Annotated in this window: 21 protein-coding genes; 13 read left to right on the forward strand and 8 right to left on the reverse strand. The window is 65.8% G+C overall.

Going from position 1 to position 21,921, the window contains the following annotated elements:
• Window positions 1-3 precede the first annotated feature (3 nt).
• Window positions 4-273, forward strand: coding sequence for an antitoxin of toxin-antitoxin stability system (locus JS278_RS00255; protein ID WP_114043426.1), 270 nt, complete (start codon window positions 4-6; stop codon window positions 271-273).
• Complete coding sequence (locus tag JS278_RS00260; RefSeq protein ID WP_114043427.1) at window positions 270-554, forward strand: type II toxin-antitoxin system RelE/ParE family toxin; 285 nt, start codon at window positions 270-272, stop codon at window positions 552-554. Before JS278_RS00255 ends, JS278_RS00260 begins: the two co-directional genes overlap by 4 nt.
• 162 nt (window positions 555-716) lie before the next feature.
• Here the strand turns inward: JS278_RS00260 and JS278_RS00265 are convergent, their stop codons facing one another.
• Together JS278_RS00265 and JS278_RS00270 are read right to left on the reverse strand one after the other, a co-directional pair.
• Window positions 717-1,358 (reverse strand): class II aldolase/adducin family protein, encoded by a 642-nt coding sequence (locus JS278_RS00265; RefSeq protein WP_114043428.1) that lies wholly within the window; start codon window positions 1,356-1,358, stop codon window positions 717-719.
• Between the two features lie 58 nt (window positions 1,359-1,416).
• A complete protein-coding gene (locus tag JS278_RS00270; RefSeq protein ID WP_114043429.1) occupies window positions 1,417-3,318 on the reverse strand; it encodes a BglG family transcription antiterminator in 1,902 nt (633 codons plus the stop codon).
• 240 nt (window positions 3,319-3,558) lie between these two features.
• Here JS278_RS00270 and JS278_RS00275 point away from each other — a divergent pair, with 240 nt between their 5' ends.
• From JS278_RS00275 to JS278_RS00305, 7 genes are all read left to right on the forward strand, one after another.
• A complete protein-coding gene (locus JS278_RS00275) occupies window positions 3,559-4,617 on the forward strand; it encodes an alcohol dehydrogenase catalytic domain-containing protein (protein WP_114043430.1) in 1,059 nt (352 codons plus the stop codon).
• Between the two features lie 7 nt (window positions 4,618-4,624).
• The gene (locus JS278_RS00280; protein ID WP_114043431.1) at window positions 4,625-4,927 is read left to right on the forward strand and encodes a PTS sugar transporter subunit IIB; all 303 of its coding nucleotides are present in this window, start codon (window positions 4,625-4,627) and stop codon (window positions 4,925-4,927) included.
• Between the two features lie 41 nt (window positions 4,928-4,968).
• On the forward strand, window positions 4,969-6,225 hold the full coding sequence (locus JS278_RS00285) for a PTS transporter subunit IIC (protein WP_114043432.1): 1,257 nt from the start codon (window positions 4,969-4,971) through the stop codon (window positions 6,223-6,225).
• Between the two features lie 101 nt (window positions 6,226-6,326).
• On the forward strand, window positions 6,327-6,797 hold the full coding sequence (locus JS278_RS00290; RefSeq protein ID WP_114043433.1) for a PTS sugar transporter subunit IIA: 471 nt from the start codon (window positions 6,327-6,329) through the stop codon (window positions 6,795-6,797).
• 156 nt (window positions 6,798-6,953) lie between these two features.
• Complete coding sequence (locus JS278_RS00295) at window positions 6,954-8,540, forward strand: xylulokinase (RefSeq protein ID WP_114043434.1); 1,587 nt, start codon at window positions 6,954-6,956, stop codon at window positions 8,538-8,540.
• Window positions 8,541-8,554: 14 nt separating this feature from the next.
• On the forward strand, window positions 8,555-9,598 hold the full coding sequence (locus JS278_RS00300) for an NAD(P)H-dependent glycerol-3-phosphate dehydrogenase (protein WP_114043435.1): 1,044 nt from the start codon (window positions 8,555-8,557) through the stop codon (window positions 9,596-9,598).
• Between the two features lie 86 nt (window positions 9,599-9,684).
• Window positions 9,685-10,464 (forward strand): HAD family hydrolase, encoded by a 780-nt coding sequence (locus JS278_RS00305; protein WP_114043436.1) that lies wholly within the window; start codon window positions 9,685-9,687, stop codon window positions 10,462-10,464.
• Between the two features lie 115 nt (window positions 10,465-10,579).
• Here the strand turns inward: JS278_RS00305 and JS278_RS00310 are convergent, their stop codons facing one another.
• The 5 genes from JS278_RS00310 to JS278_RS16530 all read right to left on the reverse strand — a co-directional run bounded on the left by JS278_RS00310 (window position 10,580) and on the right by JS278_RS16530 (window position 14,932).
• Window positions 10,580-11,311 carry a hypothetical protein gene (locus JS278_RS00310; protein WP_114043437.1) on the reverse strand — a complete coding sequence of 244 codons (732 nt, stop codon included), beginning with the start codon at window positions 11,309-11,311 and terminating at the stop codon, window positions 10,580-10,582.
• Complete coding sequence (locus JS278_RS00315; RefSeq protein ID WP_114043438.1) at window positions 11,308-12,252, reverse strand: ABC transporter ATP-binding protein; 945 nt, start codon at window positions 12,250-12,252, stop codon at window positions 11,308-11,310. The genes JS278_RS00310 and JS278_RS00315 overlap by 4 nt, the downstream gene beginning before the upstream one ends.
• A 15-nt stretch (window positions 12,253-12,267) precedes the next feature.
• Complete coding sequence (locus tag JS278_RS00320; RefSeq protein ID WP_114043439.1) at window positions 12,268-12,654, reverse strand: GntR family transcriptional regulator; 387 nt, start codon at window positions 12,652-12,654, stop codon at window positions 12,268-12,270.
• Between the two features lie 147 nt (window positions 12,655-12,801).
• Complete coding sequence (gene lplB / locus JS278_RS00325; RefSeq protein ID WP_114043440.1) at window positions 12,802-13,860, reverse strand: lipoate-protein ligase small subunit; 1,059 nt, start codon at window positions 13,858-13,860, stop codon at window positions 12,802-12,804.
• Between the two features lie 421 nt (window positions 13,861-14,281).
• A complete protein-coding gene (locus tag JS278_RS16530; protein ID WP_281269208.1) occupies window positions 14,282-14,932 on the reverse strand; it encodes an HAD family hydrolase in 651 nt (216 codons plus the stop codon).
• Between the two features lie 146 nt (window positions 14,933-15,078).
• On the opposite strand from JS278_RS16530, the gene JS278_RS00335 reads away from it, so the two are divergent.
• The 3 genes from JS278_RS00335 (at window position 15,079) to hisC (ending at window position 19,250) form a co-directional block, all read left to right on the forward strand.
• A complete protein-coding gene (locus JS278_RS00335) occupies window positions 15,079-17,274 on the forward strand; it encodes an amino acid ABC transporter substrate-binding protein/permease (protein WP_114043442.1) in 2,196 nt (731 codons plus the stop codon).
• Complete coding sequence (locus tag JS278_RS00340; RefSeq protein WP_114043443.1) at window positions 17,271-18,020, forward strand: amino acid ABC transporter ATP-binding protein; 750 nt, start codon at window positions 17,271-17,273, stop codon at window positions 18,018-18,020. Before JS278_RS00335 ends, JS278_RS00340 begins: the two co-directional genes overlap by 4 nt.
• Before the next feature lie 180 nt (window positions 18,021-18,200).
• The gene (hisC, locus tag JS278_RS00345) at window positions 18,201-19,250 is read left to right on the forward strand and encodes a histidinol-phosphate transaminase (protein WP_114043444.1); all 1,050 of its coding nucleotides are present in this window, start codon (window positions 18,201-18,203) and stop codon (window positions 19,248-19,250) included.
• 3 nt (window positions 19,251-19,253) lie between these two features.
• Here hisC and JS278_RS00350 read toward each other — a convergent pair whose 3' ends face one another.
• Window positions 19,254-20,135 carry a patatin-like phospholipase family protein gene (locus JS278_RS00350; protein ID WP_114043445.1) on the reverse strand — a complete coding sequence of 294 codons (882 nt, stop codon included), beginning with the start codon at window positions 20,133-20,135 and terminating at the stop codon, window positions 19,254-19,256.
• A 329-nt stretch (window positions 20,136-20,464) separates the two neighbouring features.
• Between JS278_RS00350 and ngcE the strand changes: the two genes are divergently transcribed.
• Window positions 20,465-21,868 carry an N-acetylglucosamine/diacetylchitobiose ABC transporter substrate-binding protein gene (gene ngcE, locus JS278_RS00355; RefSeq protein ID WP_114043446.1) on the forward strand — a complete coding sequence of 468 codons (1,404 nt, stop codon included), beginning with the start codon at window positions 20,465-20,467 and terminating at the stop codon, window positions 21,866-21,868.
• Window positions 21,869-21,921: the final 53 nt, after the last annotated feature.

The raw sequence follows: 21,921 nt of genomic DNA on the forward strand, positions 1-21,921 counted from the left end.
CTCATGTCGATGGACGCGGTTTTCACGATGAAGCTGGAGCCGGAGCTGCGCGAGGAGTTCATGGCCGAGGCCGCTGCCGAACACCGGCCGGCCTCGCAAGTGGTCCGCGAGCTGATGCGCGAATATGTCAGGCATCAGCAGGACGCCCGAGAGTACGAGGCGTTCCTGGCGGAGAAGGTCCAGGCATCGCGCAGCTCGTTCTCCGCGGGAGATGGCGTGAGTGGTGACCGTGTCGAGGAGGAGTTCGCCCGGCGTCGCACGGCGGCGCAATGATCGCCTACTGGTCCCCGCAGGCCATTGACGATCGCAACGCCATTTGGGAATACGCGTCGGCTGACAGCCCACGGGCCGCGGCGCGTCTGGACAGGGCATTCAGTGATGCCGTGCTTCGGCTGGTCGAGTATCCCCGGCTGGGGCGACCGGGCATCGTCGAAGGGACCCGTGAATTCTTCCCGACCGGGCATTACCGCCTCGTGTATGAGATTCATGGCGATGAGGTCCGGATCCTTGCGTTGGTCCACACCGCGCGACGGTGGCCGCCTCCGATGTCGTGAAGGCAGCCGCGGCGTCGGAAGCGGGTGTCGTGATGCGCCGGTTCCTGCACGGTTCGGGGGCGTGTCAACAGGCGTTCCCACTCGCGGGAGCCGGACGGGAGGAGGTCGTGTAGAAAGTTGGTCCGTCTGCTCGCCAACTTCCTACACGTCCTGCGTCCTCCCTCAGGCCTTGGCGGGCTTGTACCCCTTGATGGCCTCGATCTGGAAGGCGATCTGCTCCTCGGTGAGCACTTTCACGGGCTGGCCGGTGGCCATCGCCCGCAGCTGGATCTCGCAGATGTACTCCAGGTAGGGCAGCAGGGAGAGCGCCTTGTCGAGGGTCGGCCCGATGGTGATGGCGCCGTGGTTGCTCATCAGCGCCCCTGAGCGGCCCTGCAGCGCCTCGGCCACGTTGTGGGCCAGCTGGTCGGTGCCGAAATCGGCGTAGGGGGAGACCCGGACAGGACCGCCGAACATCGCCGAGTAGTAGTGGGAGAAGGCGATCTCGTCGCACACCAGTCCCAGCGCGGTGGACGCCGGGGCGTGGTTGTGGGTGATGCCCCCGGCGTCCGTGGAGTGGTAGACGGCCAGGTGCAGCGGCAGCTCGCTGGAGGGCTTCAACTGCGCCTCGACGGCATTGCCGTCAAGGTCGTGGACGCCGACCAGCTCGGCGGTGAGGTCCTCGTACTCCACCGCCGACGGCGAGATGCACACCTTGTCGTCGACCCGCACCGAGACGTTGCCGGCGGTGCCGACGACCAGTCCCTTGCGCTGCATCTCCTGACATGCGTCGACGACGGCCTGGCGCTGTTCCTCGAGAATCATGATGGCCTTTCTATCTGGGTTGGGGGATGAAGGGATGGTTCGGGGGAATGAGTGGTGATCACTCGGTCTCGGACAACTCGTCGTCCAGGAAACTCATGAACTTCTCGAAGGTGCGTACCTTGCGGATCTCCGAGTAGAGACGGGAGTCGTAGAGCAGGCTGATGAGCGGCTGGTAGAAGTGGATGAAGTCGTCGTAGTCGTCCCCGTTGATCGCCAGCATGAGCACCAGACTGATGTCGGCCGACTCCCAGTTGATGGGGGAGTCAGGGATGAGGACGGCGACCTTCGTCCGGTGCGCCAGGAAATCCATCGCGTGCGGCACCGCGAAGCGCCGGGCGAAGGCGGTCGGCGAGTAGGTCTCGCGCAGTAGCACCGAGTCGCGGAACTCGGCCGGTACGACGCCCTTCTCCTCCAGGGCGTCGCACATGAATCCGATCGCCTCCCCGGAATTCTTCGGGGCGACGTCGGTGAAGAACAGCTCGGGGTCGAGGAATCGTCGCACCGATTCCGCGATCCGGGTGCGGGACTTCGCCTTGGCGGCGCGCAGCATCGCCGAATCCACCGCGCTGAAATCCAGGTCCGAGAGCAGGGCGCTGATCTGGACGCAGGGATGGGTGCGGCTGGACTCGTCGGTGGTGGAGATCACCAGATCGCAGTCCTGTTCGTCGGCCTCCGACTTCGTCGACACCAGGTCGATGATCTGCAGGCGGTTGCCGAAATGATCCACCAGGCCGGCGAGCAGCCAGTCGCGCAGGGTCTGGTAGCGCGGGCAGATCACCACTGCCGAGATCGCGTGGTCGTCGGCGTTGACCGGACGCGAGTACAGGCCCAGGTAGATGGCGAGCAGCCCGATCTCGTCATCGGAGAAGGTGATGCCGAGGGCCCGGGTGAGGCGGTCGGCGAGGTAGACCGCGACGTCGTAGAGGAAGGGGGAGCGCGATCTCAGCGACTCCTGGAGGGTGTTGCGGAAGTAGGGCAGTGCGCGGGTCTGCAGGGCCAGCCGCTCCACGTGCCCCGACACGCTCTCGTAGAGCTTGTCCTTGTCGACCTGGAGGTTGAAGTGGTCGATGGTCTCATCGAGGCAGTTCCGCGTCGCATCGCTGACTCCGGTGCGCCTCGCCTTCCGGTCGACGCCCTCCACATGGGGGTCCAGGGCAATGGCTACGATCGCCCTGGCATATTCCCTGTCAGCGGCGGACAAGGGCCGGTCGGGGAATTGCGACGACAGCTGATCCAGCAGGGCTTCCGACAACTCCTCGGTCACTGGATTGAGCACTGCCCTCGGAGCCGTTTCAGGATCGATCGGGAACTGAAAACGCTGGAGGCAGATGGCCAGGTTGACGACGGCGTTCCCCATGCGGATGTCGTCGATCTCCAGATTCCTGTCGCGGATCAGAGTGGTCAGGATGTCGGACACGTGATCCAGTTCGATATCGGGAAGATAGCGGCTGATCTTCTCATTCTTTCCGACGGCGACGTCCATAGCGTTGCGGACCAGATCGCCCAGCAGCCGCCGGAAACTGATCTCGGCCCCCGACAGCCTCACCGATGACCCCTTGACCTGAAGTTCCAGCTGGTGGGACTCCACCTGGGGCCGTAGCCGTTGCAGCGCCGCCCGGGTCACCGACTCACTGAGGAAGCAGTCCCGCATGATGTCGTAGATGTCGGTGCGGGGGGTGCCGAGAAGATACAGGAGAATGCGCTCGTGATGGTCCAGCTGGGTGGCCAGCTGTGAATTTCTGGCGAGGAAATCATTGTACAGCGTGCGGTTGATCCGATAGCCCTTGGATGTGGCCTCGATGATCTCGATCTTGGTGACGCCGTTGATCCGGGAAATATCGTACCTGAGCGTCCTCGAACTCACTCCAAGCAGAGCGGCGAGGTCTGAGCCCGTAGTGGCATGGTCGACCTCGCTGAGAAGCTGCAGCAGCAGTGCTTGACGTTCGGAGAAAAGGATCACTGGAATCACCTTGGAAGAATTCTACCGACGGTCATGGGGGCGGCCTCCATCACGAGATTGCCAGGGGGTGGGCAGATCCGGGCTGCCACGGGCCTGGCAGCAGATCCTGCCACCCCGCGGACCCGGGAAGCCTGCCTGCACCCTGGCAGGAACTCAACTGCGCGTCGCCGCCTGCTCCGGCACCATCGTCGTCACAAGCCGGATCGCAAGGACAAGATCGCAGGACAAGGGAGTTACGGCATGGCAGAACTTATGGACGCCGCGGTGATGCACGGCCCGGGAGACATCCGCTTCGAGCAGGTGCCCCGGCCGCAGTGCCCCGAGGGCGGATTCGTCGTCAAGGTCGAGGCCGTGGGCCTGTGCGGTTCCGACATCCGCAACCTCACGACCGATTCCCGCAAGGGCGACTACCCCTTCATCTACGGCCACGAGGTGGTCGGCACAGTGGCTGAGGTTGCCCCCGGCGTCGACAAGTACCGCGTGGGCGAGCGGATCTACGTCTACCCCGAGGCCCACTGCCTCAAGTGCGAGTACTGCCGCGCCGGGCAGAGCAACCAGTGCGTCGACGTCGAGTCCTATGTGACGCGCCCCGGCGGATTCGCGCAGTACATCGCCTACACCGCCAAGCGGGTGGAGCGCGGCGCCACCTTCGCCGTTCCCGAGGGGATCGATCCGGTGCGGGCCAGCCTGGCCGAGCCGCTGTCGTCGACCTACGCCTGCGCCGAGAACATCGACATCAAGCTCGGCGACACTGTCGCCATCCTGGGAGCCGGGCCGATCGGCGTCAACCTGTCGATCCTCAGCCGGCTGCGCGGAGCCTCGAAGGTCATCCTCATCGACCTCAACGCCGCCCGGCTGGAGAAGTCGGCCCCCTTCGGCGTCGATCACACCGTCGACTCCAGCGCCACCGACGCGGTGGCCGAGGTGATGCGCCTCACCAACGGCCGCGGCGTCGACAAGGCCATCTCGGCCAACCCGAGCACCGCCGGTCAGCAGCAGGTGATCGAGATGGCACGCCCCGGCGGCACGGCCGTCTTCTTCGGCGGCGTCGCCAAGGGCAAACTCGCCGAGATCGACTCCAACATGGTCCATTACAAGAGCCTGTGGATCTACGGCCACTACGGCGCCAGCAGCATCCAGGTGCAGAAGGCCTTCGAGCTGGCCATCAGCCCCCAGTACCCGGCGGACGAGATCGTCAGCCACATCCTGCCCCTCAGCAGTATCAACGAGGCGATCGAGCTGACCCGCACCGGTGAGGCCCTCAAGGTCGTCCTTCAGCCCAACCAGAAAGAGCAGTGAACAAATCATGGCCAATGAAGTGAAGATCCTCATCGCCTGCGGATCGGGCATCGCCACGTCCACCGTCGCCCAGGAGAAGATCAAGGACATCCTCAAGGAGGCCGGCATCCCGGCCAGGATCACCAAGGGCACCGTGGGCCAGCTGCCCTCCCTCCAGGACAGCGTCGACGTGATCATGCTCACCACCCGCTATCCCAAGCCCCTCAACAAGCCCATGGTGCAGGTCTTCGGGCTCATCTCGGGCATCGGCGAGGACGCCGTGAAGCAGCAGGTGATCGACGCCTGCCGCAAGGTCCTCGACGAGTCCTGATCCACCGCGAGTCCTGATCCAGCGAAGGAAATCAGATAATCATGGAAATCATCAAGGGGATCCTTGACGTCGGCGCTGTCGTGATGCTGCCGATCGTGATGCTCATCCTCTGCCTGATCTTCCGAATGCCGTTCGGAAAGTCACTCAAGGCCGGTCTGATGATCGGTATCGGATTCTCGGGTCTGTCCATCGTCATCAACTTCCTGATGGCCACCGTCGATCCGGCTATCAAGTACTACCGTCATATGGGCAGCGGATTCACCACCGTCGATGTGGGATGGGCCGCCGTCGGCGCCGCGTCCTTCGGTGTGCCGTTCGCCGCCCCGGCCATTCTTCTCGTGGTCCTCATCAATGTGGTGATGATCGTCCTGAAGTGGACCAACGTCCTCAACGTGGACATCTGGAACTTCATCCATTACCTGATCCCGGGCACCCTGGCGTACGCACTGACCGGGAACTTCTGGGTGGGCCTGGGAACCGTGCTGGTGCTGTCGATCATCGACGTCATCGTCGCCCAGCGCGTGGCGCCGAAGTGGCAGGAGTACTACGGCCTGACCGGCACCACCTGCTCGACGCTGTCCTTCATCACCTCAGCCTGGCCGATCGCTATGGGATTCAACTGGATCTTCGACCGGATCCCCGGCGTCAAGAAGATCGACGTCTCGATGGAGAAGGTCGGCGAGAAGCTCGGATTCTTCGGCGACACCGCCTTCATCGGCCTCATCGTGGGTGTCTTCCTCGGCCTGATGACCCGCCAGTCCTGGCAGGGGGTGCTCGTGATGGGCATGGGCATCGCCGCCGTGCTGGTGCTGCTGCCCCGCATGGTGTCGGTGATGATGGAGGGCCTGTCCACCGTCGGCGAGGGCGCCAAGACGTTCATGAAGCGCCATCTCGGCAAGAACAAGGACGGCTCGGAGCGAGAGCTCAACATCGGCATGGACGTGGCCCTGGCCCTGGGCGATCCCGCGGCCATCACCACCACCGTGCTCATGATCCCGCTGTCCATCGCTTTCGCCTTCATCATCCCGGGAATGAACTACTTCCCGGTGGGCATGCTCACCGTGATCGTCTACATGATCCCGATGATCTGCCTGGCGAGCAAGGGGAATATGTTCCGGACGATCATTATCTCCGCGATCTTCCTCTTCTTCGTGGAATGGGGGACGAGCGTCTTCGCTCCCGAGGCGACGGCGATGATGCATGCCACCGGAATCAAGGTGAACGGCGAGGTGACAGATGCATTCTTCGGCTACAACCTTCCGAATGTGATCATATCGGTGCTGCACCGTATCTTCTGAACAGCATCTTCTGATGCAGAATCCTTGGCCGCCCCGTGGTCGACTGATCGCGGGGCGGCCGTGGAAACCTTGAAAAATTGATGACAGGAGCGTCCACAACAATGAGTGACCTGATTGTCCCCGAACTGGTTCATGTCGGGGTCGAGGTACCGGGCCGTGGTGAGCTGTTCTCCCTCATGGCGGGTGCGTTGGGGGAGCAGGGAAGGACCAGAGAGTCGTTTCTCCAGGGGCTCGTCGATCGCGAGAAGAACTATCCGACAGGACTTCCGGTCAACGGTGGCGTGGCGATTCCCCACACCGATGCCGAACACGTGATCGCTGATGCCATTTCCATCGCCACTCTGAGCACCCCGGTCGGGTTCCGCGAGATGGCCGGAGTCGACGACACCGAGATCCCGGTGGACGTTGTGATCATGCTCGCGCTGGGCGGAGCGGGGCAGCACCTGGCGGTGCTGCAGGAGGTCATCAAGGCCATCCAGGACGCCGACTTCCTGGCGGCGGTCCGTGCCTCGAGGTCGGCCGAGGAGATCGCCGGGCTGGCCTCGGCGAAGCTGGGGCTAGGCAACTCCTGACCCCGGGCGGTTGAGAACTGCAATATCGTTGAGGCCACGTCGATCGGGCCTTCTCGTGACCATGTGAGTCGCGGTCCGGACCGGTCAGCGCGACCACTTTCCGATCCCACACAGTCCGATCCCACACAGTCCGACCCCACACAGAAGTGAAGGACCATGGCAGAACAGACACGCAGCACCGAGGGCCCCCTGGTCGTGGCTCTGGACTCGTCCACCACCTCCACCAAGGCGATCGTCGTCGACGTCGACGGCAATGTCTGGGAGACGGCCAAACGCGAGATCCAGCTCCACACGCCCGCGATGGACCACTACGAGCACAACCCGATCCGCTGGTGGGAGACCTCCCGTGACACGATCGCCGAGGTGCTCTCCCGCCTCGCCCCCGCAGACAAGGAGCGGATCGGCGCCATCGGCATCACCCAGCAGCGCGAGTCCTTCGCCCCCTTCGCGAACGACGGCACCCCGCAGCGCAACGGCATCCTGTGGCTCGACGGCCGCGCCACCGAGCAGATCCGCCGATACGGCACCGAGCACGTCCACCAGCTCTCCGGCAAGCCGGCCGGCGTCACCCCCGCCATCTACAAGATGACCTGGGTCAAGGAGAACGAGCCCGGCGTCCTGGAGGACGCCGACAAGGTCATCGACGTCGGCGGCTACATCACCTTTCAGCTCACCGGCCGGTGGGCCACCTCCGAGGCCTCCGCCGACTCCCTCGGCCTGTTCGACATCGAGAACCGCACCTGGTCCGACGAACTGCTCGAGATCGCCGGCGTCCGCGCCGACCAGATGGCCGAACTGGTGCCCCCGGCCCAGCCCGTCGCCGAACTGAAGCCCGAACTGGTCGAGGCCTGGGGCCTGCCCCACACCGTCCCCGTGGTCGCCGGCCTGGGCGACGGGCAGGCCGCCGGCATCGGCGCCGCCGCCATCAACCCCGAGATCGCCTACCTGAACCTCGGCACCGCGGTGAACGCCGGCGTCGAGTCGCCCACCTACGCCTACGACTCCGGGGTCCGCACCCTGGTCTCCGGCATCCCCGGCGAGTACGTCTTCGAGGTGCTGCAGTCCTCGGGCTCCTACCTGGCCGGCTGGTTCCGCGAGGCCCTCGGCGATCCGAAACTGCTCGGCGAGCCCGATCCGGCCCTCGACGAGGCCGCCGCGGCCATCCCGCCCGGCTCCGAAGGGCTCATCACCCTGCCCTACTGGAACGCGGTGCAGTCCCCGTACTGGAATCCGGTGGCCCGTGGCGCGGTGGTCGGCTGGCGGGGCACCCATTCCCGGGCCCACATGTACCGCTCCATCCTCGAATCCATCGGCTTCGAGATGCGGTTCAACCTCGACTCCATCGAGCGGCGGACCGGCACCAGGATCACCACCCTGCGCGCCATGGGCGGGGGCACCCGCTCGAAGCTGTGGCGTCAGATCATGGCCGACACCGCCGGGCTGCCCATCACCACCTGCGTCCAGGACGAGATCTCCGCGCTCGGCGCCGCCGCCCTGGCGATGGCCGCCATCGGCGCCCACGGCTCGGGCGAGGGGCCCAACGACGTCGCCACCTCCGCGGAGGCGATGGCCCACTTCGGCGACACCACCGAGCCCGACACCTCGCTGCACGACCAGTACAAGGACGTCGCGGCGGTCCAGCGACGCCTCTACCCGCAGCTCCAGGACGTCTTCGAGGATCTGCACATCCTCTCGGAGCGCTACCCGAGCACCAAACCCGAATCGCCCAAGGTCGAGGATTGAGGTAGGAGAGAGTCATGCCGATTTTCACTGTTCTGGGGGCGGGCGCCATGGGCGCCGCCCTGTGCAAGCCCCTCATCGAGTCCGGCTGGGAGGTCCACCTGTGGGGCACCTGGCTCGACGACCATCTGCTCGACGCCATCGAGGCCGGCCAGCCGCACCCCCGCATCAATGTCGAGGCGGCTCCCGGCATCAAGACCTTCCGGTCCGATCAGCTCGCCCAGGCCCTGGAGGGCGCCGACGTCGTCGACATCGCCGTGACCTCCGGGGGACTGCCGAAGGTCACCGAGATGGCCCTCGACCACATCGGCGGGGTGAAGGCGCTGTGTCTCACCTCCAAGGGATTCTGGACCGATCCCGACGGGCGGATCCGGCTGCTGCCCGAGGCCATCCGATCGATCGCCGCCGACAAGGGCGTCGACCTTCCGCCGCTGGTGGCCATCGGTGGTCCGGTCAAGGCCAACGAGTGCGGTGCCGGTGAGGTCACCGCCACCACCTACGCCTCCAAGGACTATCCGACCGCCGAGGAGCTGGCCCGCGACGTCGCCACCGACACCTACGGCGTGCGGCCCAGCGACGACGAGACCGGCGTCGAACTGTGCGCCGCCCTCAAGAATGTCTTCGCGATCGCCCTGGGCATCGCCGACGGGCTGGGGGAGTCCACCGGGGTGCCCCGCCACAACCTCAAGGCGGCCTCCTTCGCCCAGGCGATCCGGGAGATGTCGCTGCTGGTGGCCAGAGTCGGCGGCAACCCCGAGACTCCCTACGGGCTCGCCGGGGTCGGCGATCTGGAGGTCACCGGCCTGTCGGGCCGCAACAAGGTCTACGGGGTGCGCCTGGGCAAGGGAGAGAAGCCCGACGAGGCGCTGGCCGAGATGGACCGGCTCGAGCAGACCGTCGAGGGCTACCCGGCCGCCCCGTTGGCGGTGGAGTTCGCCCACCAGGCGGGAGCCACCGAGGAGGATCTGCCCCTGCTGCACACCGTCGCCAGGATCCTTGCCGGCGGTGTCGACGACGTCTACGGCGCCGTCGCCGCGGCGGTCAAGCCCATGCGGCCCTGACACCGGCCTCCTGCCCGGAGACAACCCGCCCGCCGCCCGGAAGCCGGGTGATCACCAGGTGATGGCAGTCCTGGGAGGATGGGGCCATGCGCAAGGTTCTGGCCACCGATCTCGACGGCACCCTGATCTTCGAGGGAGGTGTCAGCAGCGCCGACATGGCCGCGCTCTCCCGCTGGACCGCCGCCGGCAACGTCCTGGTGATCAATACCGGGCGCTCCCTGCAGGCGGTCGGGGAGGCTCTGAGGAGCTACGGCCTGCCCCGCCCGGATCATGTCATCGCGTTCAACGGCGCGGTCGTCGCCGACGGCGACCTCACCGTGCTCGCATCGACGCCGATCGGGCCCGGGCTGCTGGGACAGATCACCGATCTGCTCCGCGGTGAGCCGGCCATGTTGATGGCCTCCACGATCGATCGCGACCACGCCGTGCTCGCACCGGAGCTCGCCCGGCCGGACGGCAGACCTTTTCAGGTGGCCCCGTGGGCGATCCGGGGCGAGGTCGAGGACCTCGATCGTCGTGATCTGTTCGGGATGCCGATCGCGATCCCCGACGATGCGGTGAGGGCACGGATCGAGGCCCGGCTCCGGCTCCTGTGTGACGGCCGGGCCGAGTTGCACCGCAACCTGTTCTTCATCGACGTCGTTCCCGCCGGAGTCACCAAGGGCACCGGTCTGGCCCGCCTGCTCGCCGACTTCCTGCCGGGCCACGGCGAGGTGTACACGATCGGCGACTCCTGGAACGACCTGCCGATGCACGCGGTCGCCGACCTGTCCGCCACCCTTCCGCACGCCCCCGACGACGTGAAGGAGGGCTGCGACGTCGTGGTCGACTCGGTGGCCGATCTCGTCACCCGTGCCATGGCCTGAGGCGCGCGGCGGTCCGGTTCCTGGACGTCGACGTGGGGGTTCCCGGATCCCTCGAATGCAGGCAAATGACTCGAATGCACCTGCATTCGAGTCATTTGCCTGCATTGGAGAACGGTCAGGCGGTGATGCCGCTTCTCCGGTTGGCGATGAAACTGCCGAGCATCGCGATCAGCCCCAGTGTCCCGGTGCCGATGGTGATCACCCAGGCGCCCAGTCTCAGGATGGCGGGTCCCCAGGCGTCCCACTGCCAGACGACCAGTGCGATGCCGCCGCAGAGCACCAGACCCATGCCGATGGCCGAGGCGACCACCACCCGCGGGCCCCAGGCCCGGAACAGGGTGCCGAACCCCGCTCCCAGGAACAACGAGCACAGCGACAGCACGGTGATGGTGAGGAAGGCCTGCCAGGCGTCACCGCTGCCCAGGACGTAGACGTCCATAGCCCTGGCGCCGATGAACCAGTGGTCGGTGGCCTTCTCCAGCCACATCAGCCCGACGCCGCCGATGCCGGTCACCAGGGAGATGACGAGGAAGCCCAGCGAGCTGCCGATCCAGAAGTCGCGCCGGGTGGAGCCGAAGGCCAGCGCGGTGGCGAACTGCCGATTGACGGTCATCGCCCCCACGGCGATGAGGAATCCGGGGATCGAGAAGACCGATCCCATGTTGTAGGTCATCCCCATGGAGGCCTCCTGGCTGAGCGGAAGCCCGGTCTTGATACCGATGATCAGCGTGATGATCACGGAGATGGCGACCATCAGTGCCAGGATGATGAGCGGTACCAAGAGCACGTTGGTGGCTGAGAAGACGGTCAGGCGGAAGGATCTGAGGGGCCTGGGTGTGCGGTTCATGACTGGACTCCTTTCAGTGCGGGCTGTGCAGTGGCGGATCCGGAAGTGCCGGGAATGGAGTCGCCGGCGTCCAGGATGCCGAATGCGGCAACGAGTTCCTGGAGCCCCGCGGGCTCGATCGACACATGCAGTTCCTCGGCGAGTGCATGGGTGTCGCCGTTGAGGTCTCCTCGCACCAGGGCCGACTCGATGCGGCCCATCGACTGGGAGGAGAGCATCTCGAGGCCGGCCACCACCTGCGTGACGTCGTCGGCCAGACCGCGGACGGTGTACGCCTCGGAGGCGATGGTGTCGACGTCGGCGTGCATCTCGATGCGGCCGTCGCGCATGAGGACGACGTCCTCCATGAGGGAGGAGGCCTCGTCGATGAGGTGGGTGGACATGATGACGGTCCTCGGCGCCTCGGTGATCTCGTTCATGAGTTCGGTGTAGAAGATCGACCGGGCACTCGGGTCGAGCCCGAGGTAGGGCTCGTCGAGGAAGGTGTAGGGCGCCCGGGAGGCCAGCGAGATGGTGATCGCCAGGGCCGAGCGCTGCCCCCTGGAGAGCTTCTTGAGACGGGTCCGGCGGGGCAGCCGGAACTTCGCCGCGAGATGCTCGGCGGTCACGGCGGACCATTCGGAGAAGAAGGACGGCGCGACCCTCATGAGCATGTCGAGGGTGAAGTCGTCGTGCCAGCGCTGGTCCTCATGGATGAAGCAGGTCCGCTCCAGCACGGCGGCGTTCTCGGCAGGTGACTGCCCGTCGATGAGTATTCGCCCCGAGCTGGGGAAGATGTGATTGCAGATGAGGGACATCAGTGTGGTCTTGCCGGCCCCGTTGGCCCCGAGGAGTCCGTAGACCCGCCCGGCGGGAAGCTCGAGATCGATGTTGTGGAGCACTTCATTGCGGCCGAAGGATTTCGACAGGCCGGTGATGGTGATCCCGTCATTGGTGGTCATGGTGGGCTCCTTCCGTCATATGGCGGGGCGTTGCGACCCCGGCCCTTGGCGGTGGATGAGAGTGATGATGTCGTCGGTGGAGAGACCGACGCGTTCGGCCTCCTCCAGGAGTGGGGCGAGGTAGTTCTCGGCGAACAGGGTCCTGCGTTGCTCCCTGAGACGTTCGACGCCGGTCTCGGTGACGAACATCCCCAGGCCGCGTCGCTTCTCCAGGATCTGCTGGTCGACGAGGCGGTTGAGGGCCTTGCCCGCGGTTGCGGGATTGATCTTGTAGAACACGGAGAGCTCGTTGGTCGACGGCACGTGGGCGCCCGGCGGATAGACCCCGGCGAGGATGTCGTCAGCGATCTGCCCGGCGAGCGTGAGGAAGATCGGACGGCCGTCTGCTGGTGCGGGACTCACATTCACCTCCTCGGTTCGTTACTCAACTAATGAACCATAGAACCGGGTCAGGTGTCAAGGGGTGACCGGAAGAGTCCGGGCCGGGGAAGGGAAAGGGGGGACGCCGTGCCGGGGTGAAGCGGGCCGTGGAGGCAGGACCCCGCAGTCTCAGGGCAGCCGGTGGGTCCACTCATAGGTGGAGAACTTCTCGTCGCAGCGCCGCTTCGCCACCGCCAGATCCTCATCTGTGATGGCGCCGTCGGTGGCGGCGTACTTCTCCTTGAAGTGGTTGTAGAAGACGTCGAGGATCTCCTCGCGCGGCCGACCGGTCTGCGAGCGCATCGGGTCCACCCGCTTGATGGCCGAACGGTGCCCCTTGTCGCGCACCTTCTCCTTGCCGATCCGCAGCACCTGCAGCATCTTCTCGGCGTCGATGTCATAGGACATCGTCACGTGGTGGACCATGTAGCCGTTGTTGAAGCGCTTCTGCGCGGCCCCGCCGATCTTGCCGACCTGCGAGGAGATGTCATTGAGGGGCACGTAGTGGGCCTGGATGCCCACCTTCGCCAGCGCTTCCATCGTCCACTCGTCGAGGAAGGGGTAGGACTGCGCGAAGCTCAGCCCATCCACCAGTGCCAGGGGGATCACCAGCGAGTAGGTGACGCAGTTGCCCGGCTCCATGAACATCGCCCCGCCGCCGGTGACCCGCCGCGAGACCGTGATCCCGAAGCGGTCGACCCCCTCCTGGTTGATCTCGTTCTCGTAGGACTGGAAGGAGCCGATCACCACCTGCGGGGCGTTCCACTCCCACAGCCTCATGAACGGCTTGCGCCGCCCGGCCGCGACGTCGTCGACCAGGGTCTCGTCCATCGCCACGTTGAGCATCGGGTCCACCGACGGCCCGTGGATGACGTCGAAGTCGATGAGATCCCAGTCCACCGCCTTGCCCAGCGCCCGCCGTACCGCGATCCCCACACCCTCGGGGGTGATGCCGAAGGGAACGTCGGTGGGCAGCAGGGCACCCTGGACCCGCTCGGCCAGGGCGTTGGCAGCCAGGTCGGTCGGGGCCCCTTCCAGTGCCGCGGTGATGCGGCCCAGGGCCTCGTCGGGCTCGAGGAAGAAGTCCCCGGAGATCTGGACGCTCTTCAACCTGCCCTCGGGTCCGTCGTCGACGTCGAGATCGACGACGACGAGCTTGCCCCCGGGAACCTTGTACTCACCGTGCATGCCGCATTGCCTTTCGCTGGTGTCCGCTCTCCGCAGCGACGCCATGCTACGTGGCCGGCGTCGGGGTGGAGCGGGTATTCCCCCGGGGGTGAGATGCCGAGTTGGCCGGCAGTGGCTCCAGTGAGTGGTGGACGCCGCGGCGCCGGTGGCCGTGCGTATCAAACTCCACTGATTCACTGAGCATGGATATACATTAAAGGTATACTGCCGCTCAGTGAATTGAGGGTTGATGGCTGAAGCCGTGAAACTGCTCCAAACGGTGGCGCGTGCGCCGATGCGCACCGTTCGCCTTCAGGATGTCAGAGAACTGGGTACCAACGTGTGGCGCACTCTCGATGATCTGGTCAGTCAAGGAGCCCTGGTCCGGAGCGACGTTCGCCTCGGCCCCGACCCGGGAGGACTGGGATGCGGCGCTTTCTCATCAGTGCCGGCTCCAGGTCGGTCCCCAAGAAGCGGCGGAGATCGTGGCGGAGGCCTGGGCCCGTCCTGCATCGAGTTCTCGCTGACTGTTCAGCCTGACTGAGCGGCCGACGTCCACGGCACGGCGCTGGTGTCCGTGCCGGAGATCGCCAGCACTGAGACGAGAACAAGGTTGCCGGCCACCACGCCCGCCACCGGACCGCTGGGCGCCGAGCGCCAGAGCGGGGGCGTCATTGATGCCGTCGCCGGTCATCCCCACGACATGACCGGTGCGTTGCAGCGCGCGGACTGCCTCCTGCTTGTCGGCGGGGAACACCTCGGCGATGACGTCGAAGTCCCAGGGCCGCCCCACAGCCTCGGGGCCGGAACCCACGCGGTCGCCCAGACCGACCTGCCGGGCGATCCCCGGCCCGCCGTCGCGCTGTCGGCGGTGATCATGATGATCCGCACGCCTCGGTCCTCGACCTGCCGCACGATCCCGGCCGCGGCGCACTCTCGCCAGCAGGTCGGCGGCGGACTCGATGCCGGGGGCGTCGTCCAGGGATCCCCACCGCGCCTCCACGTCGGCGGCCAGCAGCCCCGTCTGAGGGCCGTAGTCGCGGTCGATGAGCCGCTGCTCGACGATCTGGTGGATATGCAGACGACCCTCCACCGATGCGGCAGTCTGCGCCGCTCGCGACAGCGGGCTCGGCAAGGGGCGGCTCGGACCGTCTCGAATCGCACCCGGTGTCCCGGGAAGAGCCGGCGTCAAGTACGGTCGCGGCGTATTCATCCGCCGCATGACCGCTGGGAGGCCCCATGCATTCCATATCTCGACGGCCGCGGTGGGCGATCCGTCTCGCCGCCTTCATCGGCGTGCTGATGGCACTGCTCACCGTGGCTCCCGGATCGCTGGGGGCCAAGGCCTGGGCCGACGACTCGTCGGCCGGTTCCGTCAAGGGCAAGACCTTCACGATCGCCACCGACACCACCTTCGCCCCCTTCGAGTACCGCGACGCCAAGGGCAATATGACCGGCATCGACATGGATCTCATCCAGTCGATCGCCAAGAGCCAGGGATTCAAGGTCAACATCAAATCGGTGGGCTTCGACGCCGCCGTCCAGGCCGTCCAGTCCAAGCAGGCCGACGGCGTCATCGCCGGGATGTCGATCACCGACGAGCGCAAGAAGGCCTTCGACTTCTCAGACCCGTACTTCGCCTCCGGTATTCAGATGGCGATCAAGAAGACCGACACCTCGATCAAGTCCTATGCGGATCTCAAAGGGAAGACCGTCGTCGCCAAGACGGGCACCGAGTCGCTGACTTTCGCCAAGTCGATCGCCTCCAAGTACGGATTCAGCGTCAAGGCTCTCGACAAGGCCGACACCATGTATTCGGAGGTCAACACCGGCAATGCGGCTGCCGTCTTCGATGACTATCCGGTGCTGGCCTACGGTATCAAGCAGGGCAACGGCCTCAAGGTCGTCACCGCCAAGGAGGCCGGAGCCTCCTACGGATTCGCCGTCCTCAAGGGCAGCAATGCGGCGCTGCTGGCGGCCTTCAACACCGGCCTGGAGAAGATGAAGTCCGACGGCTCCTATCACAAGCTGCTGGTGAAATACCTCGGCGAGAACGCCCCCGCCGACGACGCCTCGGTGGCCGGCGTCAAGGGCAAGACCTTCATCATCGCCACCGACACCACCTTCGCCCCCTTCGAGTACCGCGACGCCAAGGGGAATATGACCGGCATCGACATGGATCTCATCCGGGCCATCGCGAAGCAGCAGGGATTCACCGTCCAGATCAAGTCGGTGGGCTTCGACGCCGCTCTCCAGGCCGTCAAGTCGAAGCAGGCCGACGGCGTCATCGCCGGGATGTCGATCACCGACGAGCGCAAGAAGGTCTTCGACTTCTCGGACCCGTACTTCGACTCGGGCATCCAGATGGCCGTCGCCAAGGACTCCGACATCAAGGGCTACGCGGATCTCAAGGGCAAGACCGTCGTCGCCAAGACCGGCACCGAGTCGTTGACCTTCGCCCAGAAGAACGCCTCCAAGTACGGCTACACCGTCAAGGCCCTTGACAAGGCCGACACCATGTACTCCGAGGTGAACACCGGGAACGCCGCCGCCGTCTTCGACGACTACCCGGTGCTGGCCTACGGCATCAAGGAGGGCAACGGGCTCAAGGTGGTCACCGAGAAGGAGGCGGGCGCCTCCTACGGATTCGCCGTCCTCAAGGGCAGCAATGCCGATCTGCTCAAGGCTTTCAACGCCGGCCTCAGCGGGATGAAGACCGACGGCTCCTACCAGCAGGTGCTCGACAAGTACCTCAAGGCCCCCGACTCCGACTCGGAGAAGAGCGACGGCTTCCTCGCCCTGCTGACCGAGAGCTTCCCCGCGCTGATGAAGGGCCTGGCGATGACGGTGGCCGCCACTGCGCTGTCCCTGCTCATCGCCCTGGTGCTCGGCGTCGTCTTCGGCTTCAGCAAGGTCTCCGGGGTGAGGATCCTGTCGGGCATCGCCTCGGTCTACGTGGCGATCTTCCGCGGCACCCCGCTGCTGGTCCAGGCATTCTTCTTCTACTTCGGCATGCCCACCGTCACCGGCCAGAAGATCGACGTCTTCACCGCCGGCGTGCTCACCCTGAGCCTCAACGCCGGCGCCTACATGACCGAGATCGTGAGAGGCGGCATCCAGTCTGTGGATCCCGGCCAGATGGAGGCGTCGAGATCGCTCGGGTTGAACTGGCTGCAGTCGATGCGCAAGGTGATCGTGCCCCAGGCCGTCAAGATCATGACGCCGTCCTTCATCAACCAGTTCGTCATCAGCCTCAAGGACACCTCGATCCTCGCCGTGCTGGGATTCGCCGAACTGACCTATCAGGGCCAGCAGATCATCGCCCGCAACTTCAGGTCCTTCGAGATCTGGATCATGGTCGGCGTCATCTACTTCATCGTCATCTACGCCCTGACAACACTGTCGAACTTCGTCGATCGGAAGGTCAACAAGTGAGCGAGAACATCAGCGAGACCCCGGTCGTCCAGACCGTCGACCTGCACAAGAGCTTCGGCTCCAACGAGGTGCTCAAGGGCATCGACGCCACGATCCACAAGGGGCAGGTGGTCTCGGTCATCGGACCGTCGGGATCGGGCAAGTCCACCTTCCTGCGCTGCCTCAACCTGCTGGAGGAGGTGACCTCGGGGAAGGTGCTCATCGAGGGCCACGACCTCACCGATCCGGGCACCGACATCAACGAGGTGCGCCAGAAGATCGGGATGGTGTTTCAGCACTTCAACCTCTTCCCGCACATGACGGTGACCGAGAACATCACGATGGCCCCGCTGCAGCTGGGGCGGATGTCGAAGGCCGAGGCCCTCGACCGGGCCGCCGACCTGCTCGGCCAGGTGCACCTGGAGGACAAGGCCGATGCCCGTCCCGCCCAGTTGTCGGGCGGTCAGAAGCAGCGGGTGGCGATCGCCCGGGCGCTGGCGATGCGCCCCGATGTGATGCTCTTCGACGAGCCCACCTCCGCCCTGGACCCCGAGATGGTGGGCGAGGTGCTCGACGTGATGCGCAAGCTGGCCGGCGAGGGCATGACGATGATCGTCGTCACCCACGAGATGGGATTCGCCCGCGAGGTGAGCGGTCACCTCATGTTCATGGCCGACGGCGTCGTGGTGGAGGAGGGGGATCCCCGCGAGATCCTCACCTCTCCGAAGGAACTGCGCACCCAGGACTTCCTGTCCAAGGTGCTGTGAACCGGCGGATCTCCCGACAGTCGGGCTGATTCGGCTCGAACGGGCCGCCGGAAAGCCCCATCTGTCGGGAGATCCGTCTCCGCATTCCGTCCGGCCCCCACGATGTGGCCCGCGGCGGGCCCTCCTGCCGGGATGTGAGACCCTCGGAGCTGCACAGGGCAGCAGAGGAGGACGTCAACGATGAGCCGACGCGATGTGGTGAGGTCACTTCCGCCGTACAAGCAGGGTGCCGCCGAGGGCCCGGACGCCGTCAAGCTGTCCTCCAACGAGAACCCCTACCCGCCGCTGCCCTCGGTGGTCGCCGAGATCGAGCGTCGGCTCGGCTCCTACAACCGGTACCCCTCGATGGGGGCCGTCGAGGTGCGCACCGCCATCGCCGAGCGGTTCGGCGTCACCCCTGATCAGGTGGCCGTGGGCGCCGGCTCGGTGGAGGTCGCCACCCAGCTGGTGCATGCCACCGCCGGCCTGGGCGACGAGGTGATCTTCGCCTGGCGGTCCTTCGAGGCCTACCCGATCATCACCGTCGTCGGGGGAGCGACGCCGGTCAAGGTGCCGCTGCGACCCGACCTGCACCACGACCTGGACGCGATGGCCGCCGCCATCACCGACCGCACCCGACTGATCCTGCTGTGCACCCCCAACAATCCCACCGGCACCACCCTCCACACCGACGAGGTGGAGGCCTTCCTGGCGCGCGTTCCCGACGACGTCATCGTCGCCATCGACGAGGCCTACGTGCACTTCAACCGGGACGCCGACTCCGTCTCCGGCCTGGACATGCTGGCCCGCCACCCCAACGTCGTCAACCTGCAGACCTTCTCCAAGGCCTACGGGCTGGCCGGGCTGCGGATCGGCTTCTCGATCTCCAGCGCCGAGATCGCCGAGGACCTGCGCCGCGTCGCCACCCCCTTCGCGGTCAGCGACCTCGCCCAGCACGCGGCGCTCGCCTCCCTTGCCCACGAGGACGAGCTCGACGTGCGGGTGGAGAGGATCGTCGCCGAGCGCGAGCGGGTCACCGCCGGGCTTCGCTCCCAGGGCTGGCCGGTCGGCGACTCCCAGGCCAACTTCGTGTGGCTGTCCACCGGCGACGACACCGCGCGGATCGACAACGTGCTGCGCAGCCATGGCGTCTTCGCCCGCTGCTGGCAGCCCGAGGGGATCCGCCTGTCCATCGGCTCGCAGCAGGAGAACGACCGCTGCCTCGAAGCCTTCGCCGACGCGGTCCGCTGAGCCTCAGATGCCCAGGAAGTCCCGCCATCGGGGCCACTGGCGGTTGATCTGGGCCATCCCCATCGCATAGCAGTGCCGCAGCCTGGCGACCCGGCGCTCCTGGTTCTCGATCGGCATCTGGTCGGGGAAGAAGAGCACCGCCCTGCCGTCGCGCTCCAGATCGAGCAGCTCCTCGCGGGTGGCGTTGTAGCGGCGCCACCTCCCGGCCAGCGCCTCGGCCACCGCGGGCCTCTTCCGGAAGATCCGGTTGAGAGCGCGGATATTGCGCGGGGGCTTCTTGACGTAGTCGCGGGTCCGCGTCATCACCACCAGGAAGCGCTCGTAACCGTCCATCTGGGCGGCGTCGAGGGGGATTCCGCCGTTGGGGCCGATCGCACCGTCGACGTACTCCACCCCGTCGATGGTGACCGGGGGCATCAGCCCGGGCATCGTCGACGAGGCCTGCACCCGCACCATGAGGTCTTTCATCGAGTCGACGTCGTCGCGGGTGAACCACTCCTGCTCGCCGTTGTCGGTGCGGGTGGCGCCGATACGCATCGCCGCGGGATTGGTCTCGAACGCGGACCAGTCGAAGGGCAGGGCCTCCTCGGGCAGGGAGGTGTGCTGGTAGATGTACTCGGAGTTGAAGAGTCCGTGACCGGTGACGAAAGTGCGCAGTCCACCCAGCTTCGGGTCGGCGGCGAACTCGACAAAGCACTCCCTGGCCCTGGCGGCGTCTTTCGACAGGTAGTTCGCGGTGTTCGACGAACCCGCCGAGATCCCGGAGACGTGAGGCAGGCTGACCTGTTCGCGCAGCAGCTTCACCACCACGGCACAGGAGTAGCTGGCGCGCATGCCGCCCCCCTCGAAGACCAGTGCGGTGTCGTCGGTGGTGAAGGAGCCCATGGGACGATCCTGCCACCCGTCTGTCGGGGCGTCCTGACGCCGGCCCGTGAAGACGGTGTGCTCTGGACCCGACGAGGGGGTGGACGGTGTCCACACGTGAAGTCCGACACTCACCTGGGGTGAGCGATTCGCTCACTATTCTGGTTCGAATCGCCTCCCAGATGGGCAAGGATGACGCACTATGTGAGTGCGACGTAACGGTTCGGTTGCAGTGCTTGTGGCCGCCCACCGGGCGTCACTACTGTTCAGGACGCAGGGCCTTCCTGAGAGCACTGAGTGATTGATCCCTGTCCGCCAGTGTCGGCGGGCATCAACCAAGGAGAATGACCATGACCCAGTCAACCTTCAACCGCCGAGGTTTCCTCAAGAGCGCCGTTGCGGCTGCGGCCGTGGTGCCCCTGGCATCCTGCGCCGCGAGTGGCGGCGGAGACTCCGATTCCGGCGGCGCTCCGTCGGCCGGCAAGAAATCAGATTCGAACCCCTTCGGCATCAAGGAGGACGGCAAGCTCGACGCCGTCATCTTCAACGGCGGCTACGGCATCGCCTACTGCGAGTTCGCGGCCCAGCAGATGAAGAAGAAGTACCCGAAGCTCACCACCTCGGTGAAGGCCTCCAACAACATCTCGCAGGAGCTCCAGCCGCGCTTCGTCGGCGGGAACCCGCCCGACGTCATCGACAACTCGGGCGCCAACTCGATCGGCGTGGCGTCGGTGCTCGACCAGCTGGACACCGCCGACGACATCCTGGCGGCCAAGAACTACGAGGGCAAGAAGATCGCCGACACCCTCTACGCCGGCGTCAAGGAGGTCGGCACCCGCGGCGACAAGTTCGTCATCCTCAACTACGTGATGAGCGCCTACGCGCTGTGGTACTCCGATGAGCTCTTCAAGGCCAACGGCTGGACGGTGCCGAAGACCTGGGACGAGGCGTACAAGCTCGGCGAGACGGCCAAGAAGAAGAACAAGTACCTCTTCCTGTGGGGCAAGGAGGCGGCGAGCTACTACCGCACCCTGGTGCTGGGCAGCGCCTTCAAGGAGGGCGGCGACGAGGTCCGGCTGCCGATCGAGAACCTGGAGAAGAACGCCTGGTCCAACAAGACGATCCAGGACGTGCTCAAGGCGCTCAAGAAGATCATCGACGCCGGATTCTTCAAGCCCGGCGGCGCGGGGACCGCCTTCACCGCCGCCCAGGCCCAGTGGTCCAACGACCAGGCGGCGCTGCTGTATCCGTCGGGCTCGTGGATCGAGAACGAGATGAAGAAGCAGACCAAGTCCGGCTTCAAGATGATGGGCGCCCCGGAACTGGTGCTCACCGATTCCCCGAAGCTGGGATACGAGGCGATGAACGCCGCCCCGGGTGAGCCGTTCATCTTCCCGAAGAAGGGCGTCAACGCCGGTGCCGGCAAGGAGTTCATGCGGGCGATGCTGTCGAAGGACGCCGCCACCAACTTCGCCAAGACGATCCTGTCCCCGACCATCGTCAAGGACACCGTCCCGGCCGACGGTTTCGGCTCCACGGCGCTGGTCTCCCTGACGAAGATGCTCGACACCGCCGGAGACAAGGTGTTCAACATCCAGCACGTCGACTTCTACGGCATCAACAAGGATCACCTGGTGCTGTGGAACGACTTCCTGGCCGGCAAGTCGTCGGTGGCCGAACTCACCAAGGGCATGCAGGAGGTCGCCGACAAGATCGCCGACGACTCCTCGGTGCAGAAGATCAAGGTCAAGTGAGCCCGCGACCGCGTTTGTCCTGACCCTTTCCGGGCCGTCCGGTCCCCGGGCCG

Origin of the sequence: Acidipropionibacterium virtanenii, from assembly GCF_003325455.1 — a bacterium.
Taxonomy (GTDB): Bacteria; Actinomycetota; Actinomycetes; order Propionibacteriales; family Propionibacteriaceae; genus Acidipropionibacterium; species Acidipropionibacterium virtanenii.

Excerpts from the sequence above, each read along its gene's own strand:
- JS278_RS00255 (WP_114043426.1), top strand. The coding sequence starts at position 4 with ATGTCGATGGACGCGGTTTTCACGATGAAGCTGGAGCCGGAGCTGCGC.
- JS278_RS00260 (WP_114043427.1), top strand. The coding sequence starts at position 270 with ATGATCGCCTACTGGTCCCCGCAGGCCATTGACGATCGCAACGCCATT.
- JS278_RS00265 (WP_114043428.1), bottom strand. The coding sequence starts at position 1,358 with ATGATTCTCGAGGAACAGCGCCAGGCCGTCGTCGACGCATGTCAGGAG.
- JS278_RS00275 (WP_114043430.1), top strand. The coding sequence starts at position 3,559 with ATGGCAGAACTTATGGACGCCGCGGTGATGCACGGCCCGGGAGACATC.
- JS278_RS00280 (WP_114043431.1), top strand. The coding sequence starts at position 4,625 with ATGGCCAATGAAGTGAAGATCCTCATCGCCTGCGGATCGGGCATCGCC.
- JS278_RS00285 (WP_114043432.1), top strand. The coding sequence starts at position 4,969 with ATGGAAATCATCAAGGGGATCCTTGACGTCGGCGCTGTCGTGATGCTG.
- JS278_RS00290 (WP_114043433.1), top strand. The coding sequence starts at position 6,327 with ATGAGTGACCTGATTGTCCCCGAACTGGTTCATGTCGGGGTCGAGGTA.
- JS278_RS00295 (WP_114043434.1), top strand. The coding sequence starts at position 6,954 with ATGGCAGAACAGACACGCAGCACCGAGGGCCCCCTGGTCGTGGCTCTG.
- JS278_RS00300 (WP_114043435.1), top strand. The coding sequence starts at position 8,555 with ATGCCGATTTTCACTGTTCTGGGGGCGGGCGCCATGGGCGCCGCCCTG.
- JS278_RS00305 (WP_114043436.1), top strand. The coding sequence starts at position 9,685 with ATGCGCAAGGTTCTGGCCACCGATCTCGACGGCACCCTGATCTTCGAG.
- JS278_RS00310 (WP_114043437.1), bottom strand. The coding sequence starts at position 11,311 with ATGAACCGCACACCCAGGCCCCTCAGATCCTTCCGCCTGACCGTCTTC.
- JS278_RS00315 (WP_114043438.1), bottom strand. The coding sequence starts at position 12,252 with ATGACCACCAATGACGGGATCACCATCACCGGCCTGTCGAAATCCTTC.
- lplB (WP_114043440.1), bottom strand. The coding sequence starts at position 13,860 with ATGCACGGTGAGTACAAGGTTCCCGGGGGCAAGCTCGTCGTCGTCGAT.
- JS278_RS00335 (WP_114043442.1), top strand. The coding sequence starts at position 15,079 with ATGCATTCCATATCTCGACGGCCGCGGTGGGCGATCCGTCTCGCCGCC.
- hisC (WP_114043444.1), top strand. The coding sequence starts at position 18,201 with ATGAGCCGACGCGATGTGGTGAGGTCACTTCCGCCGTACAAGCAGGGT.
- JS278_RS00350 (WP_114043445.1), bottom strand. The coding sequence starts at position 20,135 with ATGGGCTCCTTCACCACCGACGACACCGCACTGGTCTTCGAGGGGGGC.
- ngcE (WP_114043446.1), top strand. The coding sequence starts at position 20,465 with ATGACCCAGTCAACCTTCAACCGCCGAGGTTTCCTCAAGAGCGCCGTT.